Genomic DNA, 14,820 nt, shown 5'->3' with positions numbered 1-14,820 from the left:
AATCCTTATACTTTCTTAAAGATAACTACACCGTTGGTACCACCAAAGCCAAATGAGTTACTCATAACAACATTGATCTCTGCTTTTCTAGCCTTATTAGGAATGTAGTCAAGATCACAATTTTCATCTGGCGTTGTGTAGTTGATCGTCGGAGGTAATACACTATCTCTCATAGCCATGAGTGATACAACTGCTTCAATAGCACCTGCCGCACCTAAACAGTGTCCTATCTGACCTTTAATAGAACTGACCGGTGGGCAGTTCTCTTTTCCACCAAATAGTTCTTTGAGTGCTGCTGTTTCATTTTTATCATTCACTGGCGTAGAAGTACCATGTGCATTAATATAATCTACTTTCGGCTCACCAGCCATTTTATAGGCACCCTTCATCGCACGAAGTGGTCCATCCATCGTTGGTGTAGTAATGTGGCTTGCATCACCACTTTCACCAAAGCCGATCAATTCACCATAGATCGTTGCACCTCTTGCTACTGCATCATCATAACTCTCTAACACCAATGCACCTGCACCCTCACCCATAACAAAACCATCACGGTCTGTATCAAAAGGTCTTGAAGCTGTTTGAGGATCATCATTTCTTGTAGAGAGTGCTTTCATAGCAGCAAATCCACCCATCCCTGCACCACATATAGCTGACTCTGCACCTATAACAAGCATTTTATCTGCTGTACCAACCATGATAGACTTTGCAGCTTCACCAATAGCATGTGTTCCTGCAGCACAAGCTGTAACAGAAGATAGGTTAGGTCCCTTTAAGTCTTGATAGATCGAAACAAATCCACCAAGCATATTTACAAGTGAAGATGGGATGAAGAATGGAGAAATTCTTCTTGGTCCTCTAGTTGCACATACCACTGAGTTCTTTTCAATATTTGGCAATCCGCCAATACCTGAAGCAGATGCCACTCCAAATCTCTCTCTGTCAAAATCTTCTGGAAGATTTGCATCTTCCATTGCTTCAGCTGCAGCTTTGAGTCCAAGTTGAATGAATCTGTCTGCCTTTTTTGTCTCTTTCGCATCCATAACAGAAGCTGGATCAAAATCCATGATCTCACCTGCAATTTGTGCAGAAAACTTTTCTATATCAAACGATTCAATCACTTTAATACCACATCTTCCCTCGATGATCGCAGAAAATGCACTCTCTTTGTCAAGTCCTAAAGAATTTATCATCCCTAAACCTGTCACTACTATTCTTTTCACTGACTCTCCTATCTATTTGCTTTATAAGATATATATCAACATTTTAAAAAATACTGATATATATCTTATAAATCCCGGCAAAGGGATTTATATTGAAAATTATACGTTTTCGATGAATTTGATCGCATCAGAAACAGTTGCAATAGCTTCTGCCTGATCATCAGGAATTTCGATATCAAATTTCTCTTCAAGAGCCATTACCAACTCAACAACATCAAGACTATCAGCCCCAAGATCCTCTACGAATTTAGACTCTTCTTTTACCTCATCTGGGCTCACATTTAGTTGCTCAACTACTACTTCTTTTACATCATCAAATAATGCCATTGATTACTCCTTAAGTTTGTTATAAAATACGCACAATTATAACAAAAAAATCATAACAAACGTATATATTTACTTAAATAGCACTCTCTTTGAGTAAATTACTCTCCTAAAAGTTTCTTTTTTATAAAAGGGTCATGCAGGTTTTTCCCCTGAAGCATCAATAACTTCATCTCTTCATAAGGAACAAGTCCCTCTTTTTGCTTTTCAACTGCCCCAAAACCGTATCCCATAGGCGAAGGTGCTATACGCGAATACCATGCTTTTTTTGCATCGATCCACTGATGTGTATCAAGTGTTTTAGTCAATATGATCTGCGTATCGGGAGTGTGATTTTCAAGCCAAAGTACCACGCAACCGATATCATCATAAAAATAAGTATCTCCATCTTTAGTGATAAGCTGTGCAGCATAATCAAGATCTTCTACATCCATATTACACTCGGAACATTGGTACTCTTTGGCTTTAATAGGGATAGCTTGATGTGCCGTATTGCCCTTATATACATACCTTGCTCCCTCTTCACTTCCCAAAGAGAGTAAAAGTATCACGATCACTGCGATCACGACAGCAAAAGTTAAAAGATTCATTAGGATTTTTTTCATAACAACACTCCATTTTTTAGATAATAGACACCAACATAAGCGCTACACAGCAAAACAAACAAACTTAATAATAGTAACGAAATTCTCTTTAGACTCTTTGAAGGTTGTTTAAAAAAACTTTTCATCACAGCAGCATCTATAGTTAAAAACACTCCCAACATCAGTAGTCCCCACAACAGATAACCTACATAATAATAGTGATCTTGCAACATACAAAAAGGACACTGATGTGTCGGTAACTCATAAATGTATGTACCGAAGAAATAGACTACCGCATAATAGGCAATAACACCAAACAGCAGACTTGCAATGATACTCATAACAGCAAGCTCAGAGAGTATCGTTAATACCACCAAAGTAAAGAGTAGATAAAAAAGTATTAAGAGTTTAGGGATATCCAAACCAAAGGGAAGTCCGTTGCCTCCTCCTGTCTGTCCAAAGATAACAGAACAACAACTCACAGGATTCGTCGTTTCTATATGCGTAAAGTAGAGTATGTCTAATGTAAATTCACTACTCAGGAGAAGAAAGATCAGTATAAAAAACCATGATTTGAGTTTCAAATAGGGATAATTTTTTTCTTTGAGGTCTATGCTGTTCATACTCAACCATAAACCACTTAAAAAGAGAATGATTATTTTAAGTGATAAAAGAGGATTACCATACTCATTTGCCTTGACCACCCCTGCTCCACACATTGCTCCGGGGATAAGATCAGAGAGGTTGTCTATGGTATATACAAAGTAAGGAAGCAAAACTACTTTGAGCAGCATTACAAAAAAGATGATGGTCATTACCAGATAGGAACGATTTTCCAGTGCAAACTGCTCTGTGGTAAACGCATCGAAATTCCATTTTCTCAATAAGCCAAGGGTTGAAATAAATGCTATAAAAAGTAGAAGATAAAGTACCGTCTCTGAAAGCAAATAGACGATAACTTCATTGCTTAACAACACTTCATTCATTAAACAATACTCCCATCCTCCATATGCACCACCTTACTCACAAAAGAAAGTGTTTCAAAAAGGGGATCATGGGTTGCAACGATGATGGTTTTACCTCTCTGGTGAAGCGATTGAAGAATCTCTATGAATTTGAGTGAATTTTCTCTATCTAGGTTGGCTGTAGGTTCATCACATATGATAAGTTCAGGTTCATGTACCAAAGCTCTGGCAATAGCACAACGCTGTTTTTCTCCACCGGATAGTTCTTTGACTTGCTGTGATGCTTTATGGGAAATAGCTGCACTCTGCATACTCTTTGCTGCCATCTGCTTGATGGTTGCGATATCAAGTCCGGAGTTAATAAGCGGTGCAATGACATTCTCTTCAACACTCAATGACTCTAAAAGATTAAAGTGCTGGAAAATAAACCCTATGCTTTTCGCACGATAGGCTGAAGCATGCAGGTCTGGAAGCTTGGAGATAAGCTCTCCCTCTACCACGATCTTCCCACTGCTGGGTTTATCAAGTGCGGCTATAAGTGACAATAGTGTTGATTTTCCACTACCACTTACGCCACTCAAGATCATTGTTTCACCTTTAGCAACCTCCAGATCAATCGACTTGAGCGCCTCAAAAGCCTGCGGGGTTCCCTCATTGAATATCTTATTGATACCTTCTATACGAATCATCATAGCATTGCCTCTTTTGGTGGCGTTACCGCTATTTTCCATGCTGGGATAAGTACCGCTGCAAGAAATGGAATGGCATAAAAAAGGAAAATAGACCCCAATAACCCAAACTCCAAAACAGGAACAAATTCAATATTGTTAGGCAGGTTTGCACCACCTAAAAATATCTGACTCAAGAGTGGTGCATCCCATATAAATACATAAAGATATGCCAGTACCACACCCAGTACAAAACTCACAAATACAACTACTACCGTTTCATAAAATTTTAATTTCAAAATATCTTTGATACTCCATCCCACTGCACGAAGTATACCTATCTCTTTTCTCTCTGTGGAATACACCATAGAGTAACGTTGATAGAGGATAAGCATAAAGGTTACCATAGCCACAAGATAGAGTATTAAAAAGAGCCCACCTTTATAATTATAAAGGTTCTCATATGCTTTTCTGATCTCTCTCTTTTCTACAACGCGTACATCATAAAAGAGAAGATGCAGCTTGCCGATAATGTTATCCCATTCAGCATCATTGGGCACATTAAACGTAATATCTGTGACTTCATCCTCTCCCAATCCAAATATTTCTCTGGCTAGCTCTATAGGCATAATGATCATATCGTTAGCTATAAGATTGGTCTGAGAAGGAAGTGTTTGGTGTATCTTTACTTTTTTGAAACTTCCTAGAGGGGTTTTAAATGAAAAAGAGTCTTTATAATAGTGTTCAGATAGAAAGGCTTTTACTCCTTCACCTACAAGCATACTATCAGTAGATAAAAAGCTTTTAAGATCTAACCCTTTTACAAGGGATTGAAGTTCTTTACTGCTTTGCTCATCAAAAAGATCTATACCTACCACTAAAAAAGATTTTTCACGAGGCGCAAAGAAATATCTACCGTAAACACGAGGGGCTACCTGTGAAACACCGTTGATCTCCAATACTTTATCCAGCCAATCACTAGGTGTATTAATGGCCTTCCCTGCTTGTACTCTACTCAGTGTAAAATCAGATTGACTCTCTAATGTACCTAAAAGTGTATTTTGAAGTGAAGAGGAGATAAAAAGTACCGAACTTAAAAGAAAGATGATGATCACAGAGATCAGGACTGCACCTATATGTTTGCCTTTTTGTTTAAACAGTAATAAGGTTAAAAAGTGCAAAAAAGCGTTACCCATCCATCTACTATTTGTCATAAACCAGATCCATTTTATTCATTGTTTGCATTTGGGGGTATGCAGGGTTTGAGTCCTCATCATATAAAAATACTCTTGGTTCATAATAGGCAACACTCAGTGAAGGTGAAGAGAGTTTTGTAATATTAACCAGAGTTGACAGACTGTTGTTTTGTATTACTCCATCATGGGTCATATAATGACCAACCAAAACAGTTAGTAACAACACTAAAAATAGTACCAATGTAAAAAACTGTTTTACCAAAAGTTTCTCCTTCTAGACGCCTGTAACTCAATGCTTAATGTTAAAGCCCATCTAATGCCATCACCATTTTATCGGTTATTTCATCAAACTTTACCATGGCTTTACCATTATGATCATCCATAAATGCTTTAGCACTCTTTTTACTTTTAAAAGGTATGAGTTCACGGCCCATCGGTCCAAAAACATCTGAATCCAGCACATACGTTGCGTCTTTGGCAGAAATTTCTTCGAGTGTATAATAATCACTGACAGTTATTTCAGAAATATGACCACGATCGTAAGGAAAATCTCCATCAAAGATATAATATTTCATCATATCTTTAACACCGTCAAAATAGTAGTTTTTATCATCATGCTTTATGCGTGCTGCCCATTTAGGATACTTACTTACAAACATACCACACACAGGACATTTTGCCTTAGTTGGAACATCTATATGTTTACCCGCCAACTTCATACTGCCATTACTCACATAATAGGCAACAGCTTCTAACTTGGATTTGGAAAGAGGAGGACAGGCCCCGGATGTTTTGATCTTTTCCATCAATTGCTCGATCGTTCCTTGGGCAGAAGGAAGTTTTTTAGAGTCACAAAGGGTCTTAACTATCTTTTCACCTTTATTTGAGAGTTTAACTATCTTTGCTAAACTTAACTCGTTAGCAAAAAGTGATCCAGTGAGAAATAGTGATATAAATAATATTTTTGTCATATATTTTAGCCTATTGAAGTGATGTGTGTTACCACGACATCCGTGGTAACGAGGGAAGAGTTGAGTACTTATCTACTTTTTAAATAAAGTCCTACTGCTTGCATCTGCTTAGGATTCAGATCTTTACAAAGTTTGTTTTCAACGATAAATGCTTTAGCTTCAGCTGTAGTAGCAAATTTCTTATCTGTCTTTTGACACATTTTACCATACATCATTTCACCTTTTTGTGCCATCATAGCTTGCTTTTTAGCAACCATTTTGCTGTCTTTCGCAAAATCGTCCTCTGCTGCTTTATATGCACCATTATAATCAACTACTTTACCACCATTTGCTTTGGCAAACGCTTCTGCATCAGCTTTGTTTGCAAAAGCATATTTACTTACCATGGTCATCGTACCTTTTTTAGCAGATCCAACTACATAAGAAGCTTTATCTGCAGCGATAAATTTAAGACTTGTTACATCTACCACTTTAATATCTGTAAGTTTAGACCCTTTTTGAGTATCTTCAACAATACAATGGATAGAACAATACTGTTTTACTTTTCCATCTACAGTTGCTGCATGATTTGTTTTATAGAACATAGGCAAAGTCATTCCACATTCCGGGCAGAACATTTTAGCTTTACCCTCTTGAAGTATGGTTGCTTGTCCTGCAGGAACTGTTTGGAACATTTTCATCATTTTCTTAGGTTTAGCTTCCTCTGCTTGTGCAAATGTTGCCAAAGTACCGAGTGCCAGAAGTGTTAGTAGAATCTTTTTCATTTTATTTCCTTATGTTTTTGATAACCTATGATAATCTATTAATGTTAATTTTATGTTAAATATTTAACTTTCTAATAAAACCTGTGAATTTCTTCCATAATGTTAGAAAACTCTATGTCATCACCCTTCTCTTTCAGAAATGATATAAGATATTTTTCTGAAGCTTCAATACCCTCATTTTTTTCTATCTCTAAAAGTGTAGCGTACAGATCAGCAATAATCTCGATCACATGTTTTGAAATTGCTTTTCTTGCTGCGTGATAACCTATGATCTCACCTGTATCATTATCTCTTCTTGATTCAAACTCGGTAAATATCCAGTAGTATCGTCCATCTTTAGCAAGATTCTTAACCACAGCATTGATATTTTTACCTTGAGATATCGTCTCCCATAAAAGTTTAAAAACAACCTTCGGCATATCGGGGTGACGTACGATACTGTGAGGTTTACCTATGAGCTCCTCTTGATTGTAGCCACTGACTTCCATAAAATAATCATTACAAAAGGTAATTTTCCCTTTTTCATCCGTTTCACTTACGATGTACCGCTTTGGATCAAGTTGTATCTCTTCATCTATTGGTGTAGGTTTTTGCATCTTAAATCCTTCCATTTAATAGTCTGATAAGGGCATCCGACACTTCATCAAACTTGAAAATTCTTTTTCCGCTATACGCTTTTGAAAACTTCTCCGCTGCTTCTTTTGTTGCCAAAGGCACCAAGTCATCACCCGATGGTGAGGTAGCTCTGCTTCCATATACAAAAAAGGCTGTTTCTGCATTGATAGGTTTTAAAGTCTCATAGTCCGTTACAACGATCTCAGCAAAATCTCTCTCACTTTTTACACCCACATCAAACCATTTGCCCGGTCTGTGATAAAATTCAAACATCGATTTTGGGCTGGAAAAATAGACGGTTTGTCCACTTCTTACTTTGATCTTAGCTACCCACTTTGGGTCTTTATAGACTTTGAAATGTCTTACCAAACATGTTGTATTTTTATCAAAATCCATCGTGTAAAATGCTGGTGCATTAAATGGTTTTTCATTAACTGGCTTATCATTACCTAGGTTTTTAACAGGCGTATCAGCCAACAGCAGTGAAGTTATAAAAAGTAATACAGTGAACAGTTTCATTATACCAAGTCCTTTTTTTCAAATATTTTAAAGCCTAAAGAGGCAAAGAGTATCCCTAAAAGAAGTGGATAGACAATAGAGATAAACACAAAGACTTTTTGACTCATCATATCGAGTATATAAAATGCTACCGGTCCCATCACGGTGAGTTCCGGGTCAAAAAGTGAGATGGCGGCTACTCTAAATATCTCCATAGGGTTGATCATAGCGATACCAATGATCAACTCCGCATTCATACGCTGCTGCATCATCAATGATATAAGCGCGATATCAATAAATGCCAGTAAAAATATCCATATAAAAAATGAGATACCCAATGCCATTTCTGATGATTTTACAATAGAAGAGATAAAAAAAGCTATCCCCAAAAATGCTGAACTCATCGCAAAAAGCAGTCCTGTATAAAGGAAGAAGAGACCTAAAGGCACCTCTGCACCCTTATACATACCATAGAGGATCGCAAATACCATTGCCATGAACACAGGCAAAAATACGGTAATAAAACGCCCGAAGACTTTACCCCAGTAATACTGCTTGAGTGAAATAGGGAAAGAGAGCATATACTCCAAAATATGGCTGTCTCTGTCACCCGATATGGAACGTACTGTAGTAATGAGTATAAAGATAGGTAAAATAACGATCGTTACCTGAATATACATCAGTAACAGTCTGCTCAAACCAGAAAATCCCATCACTTGTGATTCAGTGATCCCTGCGATAAAAAAGAGTGCGATCAACCCACCAAATACCAGTGAATAGACAATAAACCAATTGGCCCGTATAGACTCTTTAAGGTCAAGATAGGCGATTAATAATAAATTCTTCAATATGCTTTCCTGTTTTTATTTTCTTCTATTTCAAAGATACGTTTGCTTACTTCTGTAAAGTCTATGATCTCTTCACCTACTTTAATGGTGCTATTGTTCTCATGAGCACCAAAACCATAAGCCATAGGAGTGATATTATGCGTATCATAGAGTGCAGTTCGTGCATCGATCCACTTTCCTGTTTTAATATCTGTGATCCAGATCTTTGCTTTTGGAGCCCAATCGATCTTTTCATCATCAAACCACAACACAACACAGCCAATATCATCATACATATATGACCTGCCATTGACCGTGTTGATAACCTGTACAGCATGATGTCTGTCACTGACAACCATTTTGCAGCGCACACACATATCTCTATCCCAGTGTACATCACGCATCTCTGTAGGACTCTTTTTTTCACAGCCTGTTATAGTACTAAGAAATAGAACCATCAATAAAAACTCACAAATAGTACGGCTTACTGTACGTGAGCCTGCTGCTGAAGCAAACTCAGTGTTAACGTAGCTAAAGTGGCTTTGCCTCTTTTGCGTCCTATTAATAGTAAGTAATTTAAAGCTTTTCATCAGAGACTATCTTTCCCATATCCATATAGACTTGACGATTCACGATCTGTTGCACTTCTTCTATACGGTGTGTGACAAAAAGTGCCAATTTCTCTTTTTTACTCTCTTGAATAAGTGTATAAAAATCTTCTCTGGCTTTTGGGTCAAGGTTTGCCGTAGGCTCATCATAGATAACGATCTCACTCTCTTTTGCAAGAGATATAGCAATAAGAAGCTTCTGTTTCATCCCACCGGAGAGTTTGAAAAAAGATTTGCTAAGGTTTGATCTTATATCAAACTTCATCTCATTGGAATAATGATAGATACGTCTTTCATCAACCCCTGAACTTTTACAAACATAAGAGATGAGTTCACTCACACTCAACTTAATAGGAGGAGGAAGCTGAGGCACAAAACTAACATGTTTTAACACTTCCGTACGCTCTTTAATAGGGTCTAGACCATTTACACGAACTCCACCAGTATTTGGGTGGTAATAGCCAAGAATAGAACGTATCAATGTAGTTTTTCCTGCTCCATTAGCGCCCATAAGCGCCACAGAGTCATTGAGATTAAATTCAATATTGACAGAGTCAAGGGAAAGGTGTGAACCAAACTTTTTACTTAAATTGATAACTTTAATCACACTAATCCTTTTAGTCTAAAGTCAAATTTAAGTGCATCCGTATGACATACATCGATACATCTACCACAAAGTGTACAGTCCGCACCTGTAATATACTCATTTGTGATGCCTTTCTCTTCTCTTTGTTTATCATACTTTGCTTTAACGATCTCTAAAACCTGATTTTCAAAACAAACATCATGACATACCATACAGTGGTCACAGTTATCATTCCACTCTACTCTTAGAGCAGAAACTTTTCCTATGTACCCATACGTAGTACCAATAGGGCAGATATAAGTACACCAGGCACGTCTGGAGAAAAAGACTTCAAGTGCAAATACTACAACAACCCAGATAAATGCCAAACTCCATCCGTATGCGATCATTCTACTGAGTATTCCTACCACGTTAAAGGTTTCAAAAACCAGGTATCCACTTGTAAATGAAAGTATAAGAAAAATAGCCCAGAAGATATGTCGAATTCTATGGTCAAATTTTCTGCTTTTAATGATCTTTTTAGCTACGAGTGTATCATGCCATTTTTCAGCTATTTCACTCAGTAGTCCATAAGGACATACCCAGGCACAGTAACTTCGACCCCCAACCAACATATATAAAAGTATGATGGTTACGGTACCAATAATAACATTGATAGGTAACTCGAAAGTAGAAAGATAGAGTTGCATGCTCGTATACACATCAATAAGGTGGAACCCTAAAAATCTTGAACCATTCAATGTTCCTTCAAGTGTTTGAATATCAATAAAAAAAGATAAAAAGAAAAGTAAGTGGATAGCGATCACCAGTATCCATCTTTTCATCCGATAGCTGAACTTTTTTTTACCCTCTTTGGTAACATCAAAAAAAGTAGACCAAAAAGTGGTTTTGCTTATGGTCTCTCTGTTGTTATACTTATCCATCTTACACTTCCTCTATTATTGCTATTTTTGTACTACTGTTTAGCAGCTTCAGCTCTAGCCGGGAACTCACCTATCTCATCTGCTAATCTTTTTAGATCTTCTTCACTCAATGGTATCAAAAGACCTTTCATGACTACATTTTCTTTTCTGCCTGACTTGAACTCAACCAGATCTTTATAAAGCTTCTCTGCGCTCTGTCCAAAGATCTTAGGTCCCATCATTGGTTTACCATTTTGCATACCTGAACCATTTACACCATGACAAGAGGCACATTTACTTTTATACTCATTACTGACTTTAAATGCCCCTGCACTACCTGCTTTATCTCTAAGAGCACTGAGTTTGTCCATCTCTTTTTTTCTATCATCTTTCTCTTCAATAGCTACCGTTTTACCAGCTGTCATTGTATCACCAAAGTCTTCTATGACTTTACCATATTCACCACCATGATACGCACCACCACCCATAAAGGTATATCCCATTAAGCCAATTATAACAACTGTGAGCAGCCCAACTATAATATTCTTCATTTTTATTTCCTTGCCTCTTTTATTTTTTCATTAAATGTATAAATCTCATCTGCCAATTTTCTGATCTCATCCTCACTCATCATTTTGATAAGATCATCCATCAATACATTTGTTTTCTCACCGCTTTTAAATGCTGCGATCGCATCAAAGATCTCATTAGAATTTTTTCCAAGTAACGAGGGACCTATTACGCCATTGGCATAATCACTATGACAAGCTGAACACTTCACAATAAACTCTTTACTAAGCTTACCAACTAAAAGTGAGAGCTGCACCTCTTCATAAGGACTTCTGATATTCATATTGGCATCAATAGCTGTTCTTGGTTTTGCACGTACTGCAGCATCTACATTGGCAGGTCTGGAATGCTCATCATACTCGCTTTTGATATTGTAATCGTAGTAGTAAGATTTACTTTGTGCCTTATCCGTTGTTTTTTCTTTAACTTTTATCTCTTTTATGTTTTCACTTGCTACTACTTCAATCTGCGGTGTTGCATCCGTTGATGCAGCCTTTGTTACAGCAGCTGTTCTCTGCTCTTTCTTAGTAGCTTGTTCTTTAGGTTTATCTTCACCACAAGCTGTTAACAAAGAGACTAACACTATGCTAGAAACTAAAGTTGATAGTATTGTAATCTTTCTCATCTTATTCTCCTAACTTTTATTTTTATATTGTTCATCATAGGTTACTCTTGGTTTTACTACAATGGATGCTGTATTGGTCGGGCATACCTCTTCACAGGCACCACAACCTATACATCCATCATAGATCTCTGGTCTTTTACCACCATTTTTATCCGGTACCATTGCAATGGCAGAAAGAGGATTAGGGATAGGACAGACATCTGCACAGAGTGTACACTGTTTTCCTTCATACCCCTCAAGTTTTTCTAAAAGTTCTCTCTCTAAATTGGTTACATTTCTCTGAGCATCCGTAAAGGCATGCATAAATCTATTGTATCCTGCAGGAACAGGGGTATTGCTTGTTGCCAAACATCTGTCCGGAAACTCCAACACCGCAATACCCATATGGATATCTTCAGGTTTCTCACAGTGATGGTCAAGTGCTCCGGAAGGACAGGCTAAGACACAAGGCACAGCAGAACAGGCATAACAGCCACGCTCAGTTGCATCAATGTACGGTGAACCTACACCATGCCCCATACCTATATCTGCCAACTTGATAGAGTGGTAAGGACAGACTTGAAGACACTGTCCACATTTAATACAGAGTGCCAAAAATCTATCTTCTTCTACTGCACCCGGAGGTCTTAGTCTATTTTCTGCCTTGACAGCTTGCGGAGAAAACACAAAACCACCCGCTAAAACAGCACCTAATATTCCTAACGTTGAATACTTGACAAACTCTCTTCTGTCTGTTTTTACCTTTGCCATATTTAACCTTCCAATTTTACTTTTGGTTTTTCATCTTCAAGCAAAAAAAGCGGCTTTGAAAATGGAGCCAGTTTTGCTAAAAAATTCAAGAGTGAGATCACAGGTGATCCGTAAAAAAACTTTACATCAGGGTTATAGACCCAAAGCTGATCAGCATACTGATACACTTTATGTGGTGTATCACCTATATTATCACCATCTTTATCAAATCCTTCATAGTTATCCCAATAATTTCCTACGATCTCATTTTCATTGGTTTTACTTCCTCTACTGTCATTGACTATATCTTCGATATTTCCCATGATGGTATTATCTTTAATGATATTATTTTCAGACAGTGAGTGAAAATGCAGTGCTTCTGAGTTGTAAAGAATATTATTACCTATGATCCAGTTATTCGTATCAGGTTCAAAAGGAGATCTGTCTATGTAGATTCCTTGTGCATTATAGATGACCGTATTATTTTTAAGGGTAAAGTTCGAAACATCTTTCAGCCCGATTCCCATACCTGTAGCACCCAAAGAACTTTTGACCACATTTCCTGTAGCCACAGTATCTTTGGAGTACATAAAAAAGATACCTACAGAGTTAAACTTGTATTCATTATTTCTCACAAAGTTCTTGCCTGCATACATAAAATGCAGAGAATACCTGCAATACTCACCATAATTCTCTTCGATAAGATTACCATGAGAGTACCATACAACCATGTCACGAGACTTTATGAGAGAATTTTTCTTTATAAGATTATCATTACTATACCAAAGCCTTAATCCATCTCCTCTAAGACCCAGATCCAGATCTTTTGAAGTAATGAAATTATTTGATACTATGGAGTTACTCACCATCTGCATATCAATACCAAAGAGACAGTCATCTATAACACAGTCACTGATCTCACATTGCTTAGCATCTGCTATGGTGATACCGGCATCAAGTTGATGATGCAAACTGCCACTGTTTGTTACTCTAAGATTTTTAAGTGTCACATAAGAGCTTTTTACAGCAATGACAGTTCCTTTGCCTTCACCATCAATGATCACACCATCCTCTTTACCTATAATGGTTAGAGGCTTATTGATAATGATACCACCTTTATAGACACCTGCGGGCAATTTTAAAATTGCCCCTTCCGGTGCATTATCTATGGCATCCTGGAGTGCATTAGCATTTAGAAAAGTAAACAATGATAAGAAAAAAATGACAGATGATCTAATCAAACTTCAAACCTTTATATTGAACCCAAGGGTACCCACAAGGGGGACTCCTACATTATTTTGCTTCTGTTTCTTTCAATGCCTTCTGCTTAGCAAAAAAAGCAAGAAGACTTAAAATACTGATAGCCAATAACAGATAGAAACCTATTGTTGGATACGAATGAGTAGTAAACTGTGCGATCTTTCCATCACCAAATACTGTTGGCATAAATGGTTTGATCTTAAAGGCACCCCAATCATGAAGATTATGCCCAAACCAATAGAGCCAGTAAGAGTAATCCGCTAAGAATAGCAATGGTAAAGAGATAGGGATCAACATACCCAAAGAAAAGATCTTGGCATTATAGGCTATGAATAAAATCATTATCAGAGATAACAACAACAATGCATAGATGCCGATCTCACGCTCATATTGACCCCCTACATACATAGGATCCATCCCTACATAGTGGTTAATGGTATTCATCTCATGTACTTCACCAGAAAATCCGTCAAAATGGAAAAAGACTGGAATACCCTCAGGAAACGCTTCTTTTGGATAATTAGGTGCTTCTAGTGAAACTGCCCAGATCGGTAAAGATGCTACACCTATCTCTGCAGATGTACTAATCATCTTCATCAAGTCATTATGTGCCTCTTTATCTGTTGTGACAGACTTGTATCTACCTTGATTATAAAGATTCCAAACTTTTGCTGAAAGTGATGAAACCTCATCACTTTTACCCTCATGTATTTGATTCAATGTCCCATGAAATGTGATCATAGGAAGTGTAAAAGCAAATGTCAATATTACTAATGCTAAAGCGGCAAAAACCTTGGCTTTTATAAAACTTGGATGCATATATTCTCCTTTGTGGAATAAACTGTAATGATTATAGCTAAAGAGTGTGTAAAAACAATTGAGTCACATCAATAAAATGCAGTTTA

The 14,820-nt window shown here is 37.3% G+C and carries 20 protein-coding genes; all 20 read right to left on the bottom strand.

Translation table 11 applies throughout. The features are described from left to right. Positions 1–5: 5 nt before the first annotated feature. The 20 genes from ACLHDG_RS01530 to ACLHDG_RS01435 all read right to left on the bottom strand — a co-directional run bounded on the left by ACLHDG_RS01530 (position 6) and on the right by ACLHDG_RS01435 (position 14,734). The gene (locus tag ACLHDG_RS01530) at positions 6–1,223 is read right to left on the bottom strand and encodes a beta-ketoacyl-ACP synthase II (RefSeq protein WP_415407231.1); all 1,218 of its coding nucleotides are present in this window, start codon (positions 1,221–1,223) and stop codon (positions 6–8) included. A 99-nt stretch (positions 1,224–1,322) separates the two neighbouring features. Then, complete coding sequence (acpP, locus tag ACLHDG_RS01525; protein ID WP_309497851.1) at positions 1,323–1,550, bottom strand: acyl carrier protein; 228 nt, start codon at positions 1,548–1,550, stop codon at positions 1,323–1,325. Positions 1,551–1,648: 98 nt separating this feature from the next. Continuing rightward, positions 1,649–2,152, bottom strand: a complete 504-nt coding sequence (locus ACLHDG_RS01520; RefSeq protein WP_415407230.1) for a hypothetical protein — start codon at positions 2,150–2,152, stop codon at positions 1,649–1,651. Beyond that, a complete protein-coding gene (locus ACLHDG_RS01515) occupies positions 2,149–3,117 on the bottom strand; it encodes a hypothetical protein (RefSeq protein WP_415407229.1) in 969 nt (322 codons plus the stop codon). Before ACLHDG_RS01515 ends, ACLHDG_RS01520 begins: the two co-directional genes overlap by 4 nt. After that, complete coding sequence (locus ACLHDG_RS01510; protein WP_415408315.1) at positions 3,117–3,785, bottom strand: ABC transporter ATP-binding protein; 669 nt, start codon at positions 3,783–3,785, stop codon at positions 3,117–3,119. The genes ACLHDG_RS01515 and ACLHDG_RS01510 overlap by 1 nt, the downstream gene beginning before the upstream one ends. Then, complete coding sequence (locus tag ACLHDG_RS01505; protein WP_415407228.1) at positions 3,785–4,978, bottom strand: ABC transporter permease; 1,194 nt, start codon at positions 4,976–4,978, stop codon at positions 3,785–3,787. Before ACLHDG_RS01505 ends, ACLHDG_RS01510 begins: the two co-directional genes overlap by 1 nt. After that, positions 4,968–5,222 (bottom strand): hypothetical protein, encoded by a 255-nt coding sequence (locus ACLHDG_RS01500; RefSeq protein ID WP_415407227.1) that lies wholly within the window; start codon positions 5,220–5,222, stop codon positions 4,968–4,970. The genes ACLHDG_RS01505 and ACLHDG_RS01500 overlap by 11 nt, the downstream gene beginning before the upstream one ends. A 40-nt stretch (positions 5,223–5,262) precedes the next feature. Continuing rightward, complete coding sequence (locus tag ACLHDG_RS01495; protein WP_415407226.1) at positions 5,263–5,931, bottom strand: nitrous oxide reductase accessory protein NosL; 669 nt, start codon at positions 5,929–5,931, stop codon at positions 5,263–5,265. Between the two features lie 68 nt (positions 5,932–5,999). After that, positions 6,000–6,695 carry a nitrous oxide reductase accessory protein NosL gene (locus tag ACLHDG_RS01490; RefSeq protein WP_415407225.1) on the bottom strand — a complete coding sequence of 232 codons (696 nt, stop codon included), beginning with the start codon at positions 6,693–6,695 and terminating at the stop codon, positions 6,000–6,002. Between the two features lie 71 nt (positions 6,696–6,766). Further along, a complete protein-coding gene (locus tag ACLHDG_RS01485) occupies positions 6,767–7,291 on the bottom strand; it encodes a PAS domain-containing protein (protein WP_415407224.1) in 525 nt (174 codons plus the stop codon). 1 nt (position 7,292) lies between these two features. Beyond that, positions 7,293–7,829 (bottom strand): nitrous oxide reductase accessory protein NosL, encoded by a 537-nt coding sequence (locus tag ACLHDG_RS01480; protein WP_415407223.1) that lies wholly within the window; start codon positions 7,827–7,829, stop codon positions 7,293–7,295. Continuing rightward, the gene (locus tag ACLHDG_RS01475) at positions 7,829–8,656 is read right to left on the bottom strand and encodes an ABC transporter permease (RefSeq protein ID WP_415407222.1); all 828 of its coding nucleotides are present in this window, start codon (positions 8,654–8,656) and stop codon (positions 7,829–7,831) included. Before ACLHDG_RS01475 ends, ACLHDG_RS01480 begins: the two co-directional genes overlap by 1 nt. Continuing rightward, the gene (locus tag ACLHDG_RS01470) at positions 8,653–9,225 is read right to left on the bottom strand and encodes a hypothetical protein (protein ID WP_415407221.1); all 573 of its coding nucleotides are present in this window, start codon (positions 9,223–9,225) and stop codon (positions 8,653–8,655) included. Before ACLHDG_RS01470 ends, ACLHDG_RS01475 begins: the two co-directional genes overlap by 4 nt. Then, the gene (locus tag ACLHDG_RS01465) at positions 9,212–9,850 is read right to left on the bottom strand and encodes an ABC transporter ATP-binding protein (RefSeq protein ID WP_415407220.1); all 639 of its coding nucleotides are present in this window, start codon (positions 9,848–9,850) and stop codon (positions 9,212–9,214) included. The genes ACLHDG_RS01470 and ACLHDG_RS01465 overlap by 14 nt, the downstream gene beginning before the upstream one ends. Next, complete coding sequence (locus ACLHDG_RS01460; protein WP_415407219.1) at positions 9,847–10,752, bottom strand: NapH/MauN family ferredoxin-type protein; 906 nt, start codon at positions 10,750–10,752, stop codon at positions 9,847–9,849. The genes ACLHDG_RS01465 and ACLHDG_RS01460 overlap by 4 nt, the downstream gene beginning before the upstream one ends. Before the next feature lie 32 nt (positions 10,753–10,784). Beyond that, positions 10,785–11,282 (bottom strand): c-type cytochrome, encoded by a 498-nt coding sequence (locus ACLHDG_RS01455; RefSeq protein ID WP_415407218.1) that lies wholly within the window; start codon positions 11,280–11,282, stop codon positions 10,785–10,787. Between the two features lie 2 nt (positions 11,283–11,284). Beyond that, the gene (locus ACLHDG_RS01450; RefSeq protein ID WP_415407217.1) at positions 11,285–11,926 is read right to left on the bottom strand and encodes a c-type cytochrome; all 642 of its coding nucleotides are present in this window, start codon (positions 11,924–11,926) and stop codon (positions 11,285–11,287) included. Positions 11,927–11,935: 9 nt separating this feature from the next. Next, entirely contained in the window at positions 11,936–12,676 is a 741-nt protein-coding gene (locus ACLHDG_RS01445; RefSeq protein ID WP_415407216.1) for a 4Fe-4S dicluster domain-containing protein, read from the bottom strand. Positions 12,677–12,678: 2 nt separating this feature from the next. Then, the gene (locus ACLHDG_RS01440; protein WP_415407215.1) at positions 12,679–13,896 is read right to left on the bottom strand and encodes a nitrous oxide reductase family maturation protein NosD; all 1,218 of its coding nucleotides are present in this window, start codon (positions 13,894–13,896) and stop codon (positions 12,679–12,681) included. A 52-nt stretch (positions 13,897–13,948) separates the two neighbouring features. Beyond that, positions 13,949–14,734: a cytochrome C gene (locus ACLHDG_RS01435; protein ID WP_415407214.1), complete on the bottom strand. Its 786-nt coding sequence runs from the start codon at positions 14,732–14,734 to the stop codon at positions 13,949–13,951. Positions 14,735–14,820 lie beyond the last annotated feature (86 nt).

Source organism: Sulfurovum iocasae (genome assembly GCF_047716765.1).
GTDB lineage: Bacteria > Campylobacterota > Campylobacteria > Campylobacterales > Sulfurovaceae > Sulfurovum.
The sequence above is the reverse complement of the archived record's forward strand: the minus strand, read 5'-3'. Positions and strand labels throughout refer to the sequence as shown.

Coding starts and splice junctions, on each gene's coding strand:
- ACLHDG_RS01450 (WP_415407217.1), bottom strand. CDS start 11,926: ATGAGAAAGATTACAATACTATCAACTTTAGTTTCTAGCATAGTGTTA.
- ACLHDG_RS01510 (WP_415408315.1), bottom strand. CDS start 3,785: ATGATTCGTATAGAAGGTATCAATAAGATATTCAATGAGGGAACCCCG.
- ACLHDG_RS01485 (WP_415407224.1), bottom strand. CDS start 7,291: ATGCAAAAACCTACACCAATAGATGAAGAGATACAACTTGATCCAAAG.
- ACLHDG_RS01480 (WP_415407223.1), bottom strand. CDS start 7,829: ATGAAACTGTTCACTGTATTACTTTTTATAACTTCACTGCTGTTGGCT.
- ACLHDG_RS01495 (WP_415407226.1), bottom strand. CDS start 5,931: ATGACAAAAATATTATTTATATCACTATTTCTCACTGGATCACTTTTT.
- ACLHDG_RS01455 (WP_415407218.1), bottom strand. CDS start 11,282: ATGAAGAATATTATAGTTGGGCTGCTCACAGTTGTTATAATTGGCTTA.
- ACLHDG_RS01435 (WP_415407214.1), bottom strand. CDS start 14,734: ATGCATCCAAGTTTTATAAAAGCCAAGGTTTTTGCCGCTTTAGCATTA.
- ACLHDG_RS01445 (WP_415407216.1), bottom strand. CDS start 12,676: ATGGCAAAGGTAAAAACAGACAGAAGAGAGTTTGTCAAGTATTCAACG.
- ACLHDG_RS01460 (WP_415407219.1), bottom strand. CDS start 10,752: ATGGATAAGTATAACAACAGAGAGACCATAAGCAAAACCACTTTTTGG.
- ACLHDG_RS01490 (WP_415407225.1), bottom strand. CDS start 6,695: ATGAAAAAGATTCTACTAACACTTCTGGCACTCGGTACTTTGGCAACA.
- ACLHDG_RS01515 (WP_415407229.1), bottom strand. CDS start 3,117: ATGAATGAAGTGTTGTTAAGCAATGAAGTTATCGTCTATTTGCTTTCA.
- acpP (WP_309497851.1), bottom strand. CDS start 1,550: ATGGCATTATTTGATGATGTAAAAGAAGTAGTAGTTGAGCAACTAAAT.
- ACLHDG_RS01470 (WP_415407221.1), bottom strand. CDS start 9,225: ATGAAAAGCTTTAAATTACTTACTATTAATAGGACGCAAAAGAGGCAA.
- ACLHDG_RS01520 (WP_415407230.1), bottom strand. CDS start 2,152: ATGAAAAAAATCCTAATGAATCTTTTAACTTTTGCTGTCGTGATCGCA.
- ACLHDG_RS01505 (WP_415407228.1), bottom strand. CDS start 4,978: ATGACAAATAGTAGATGGATGGGTAACGCTTTTTTGCACTTTTTAACC.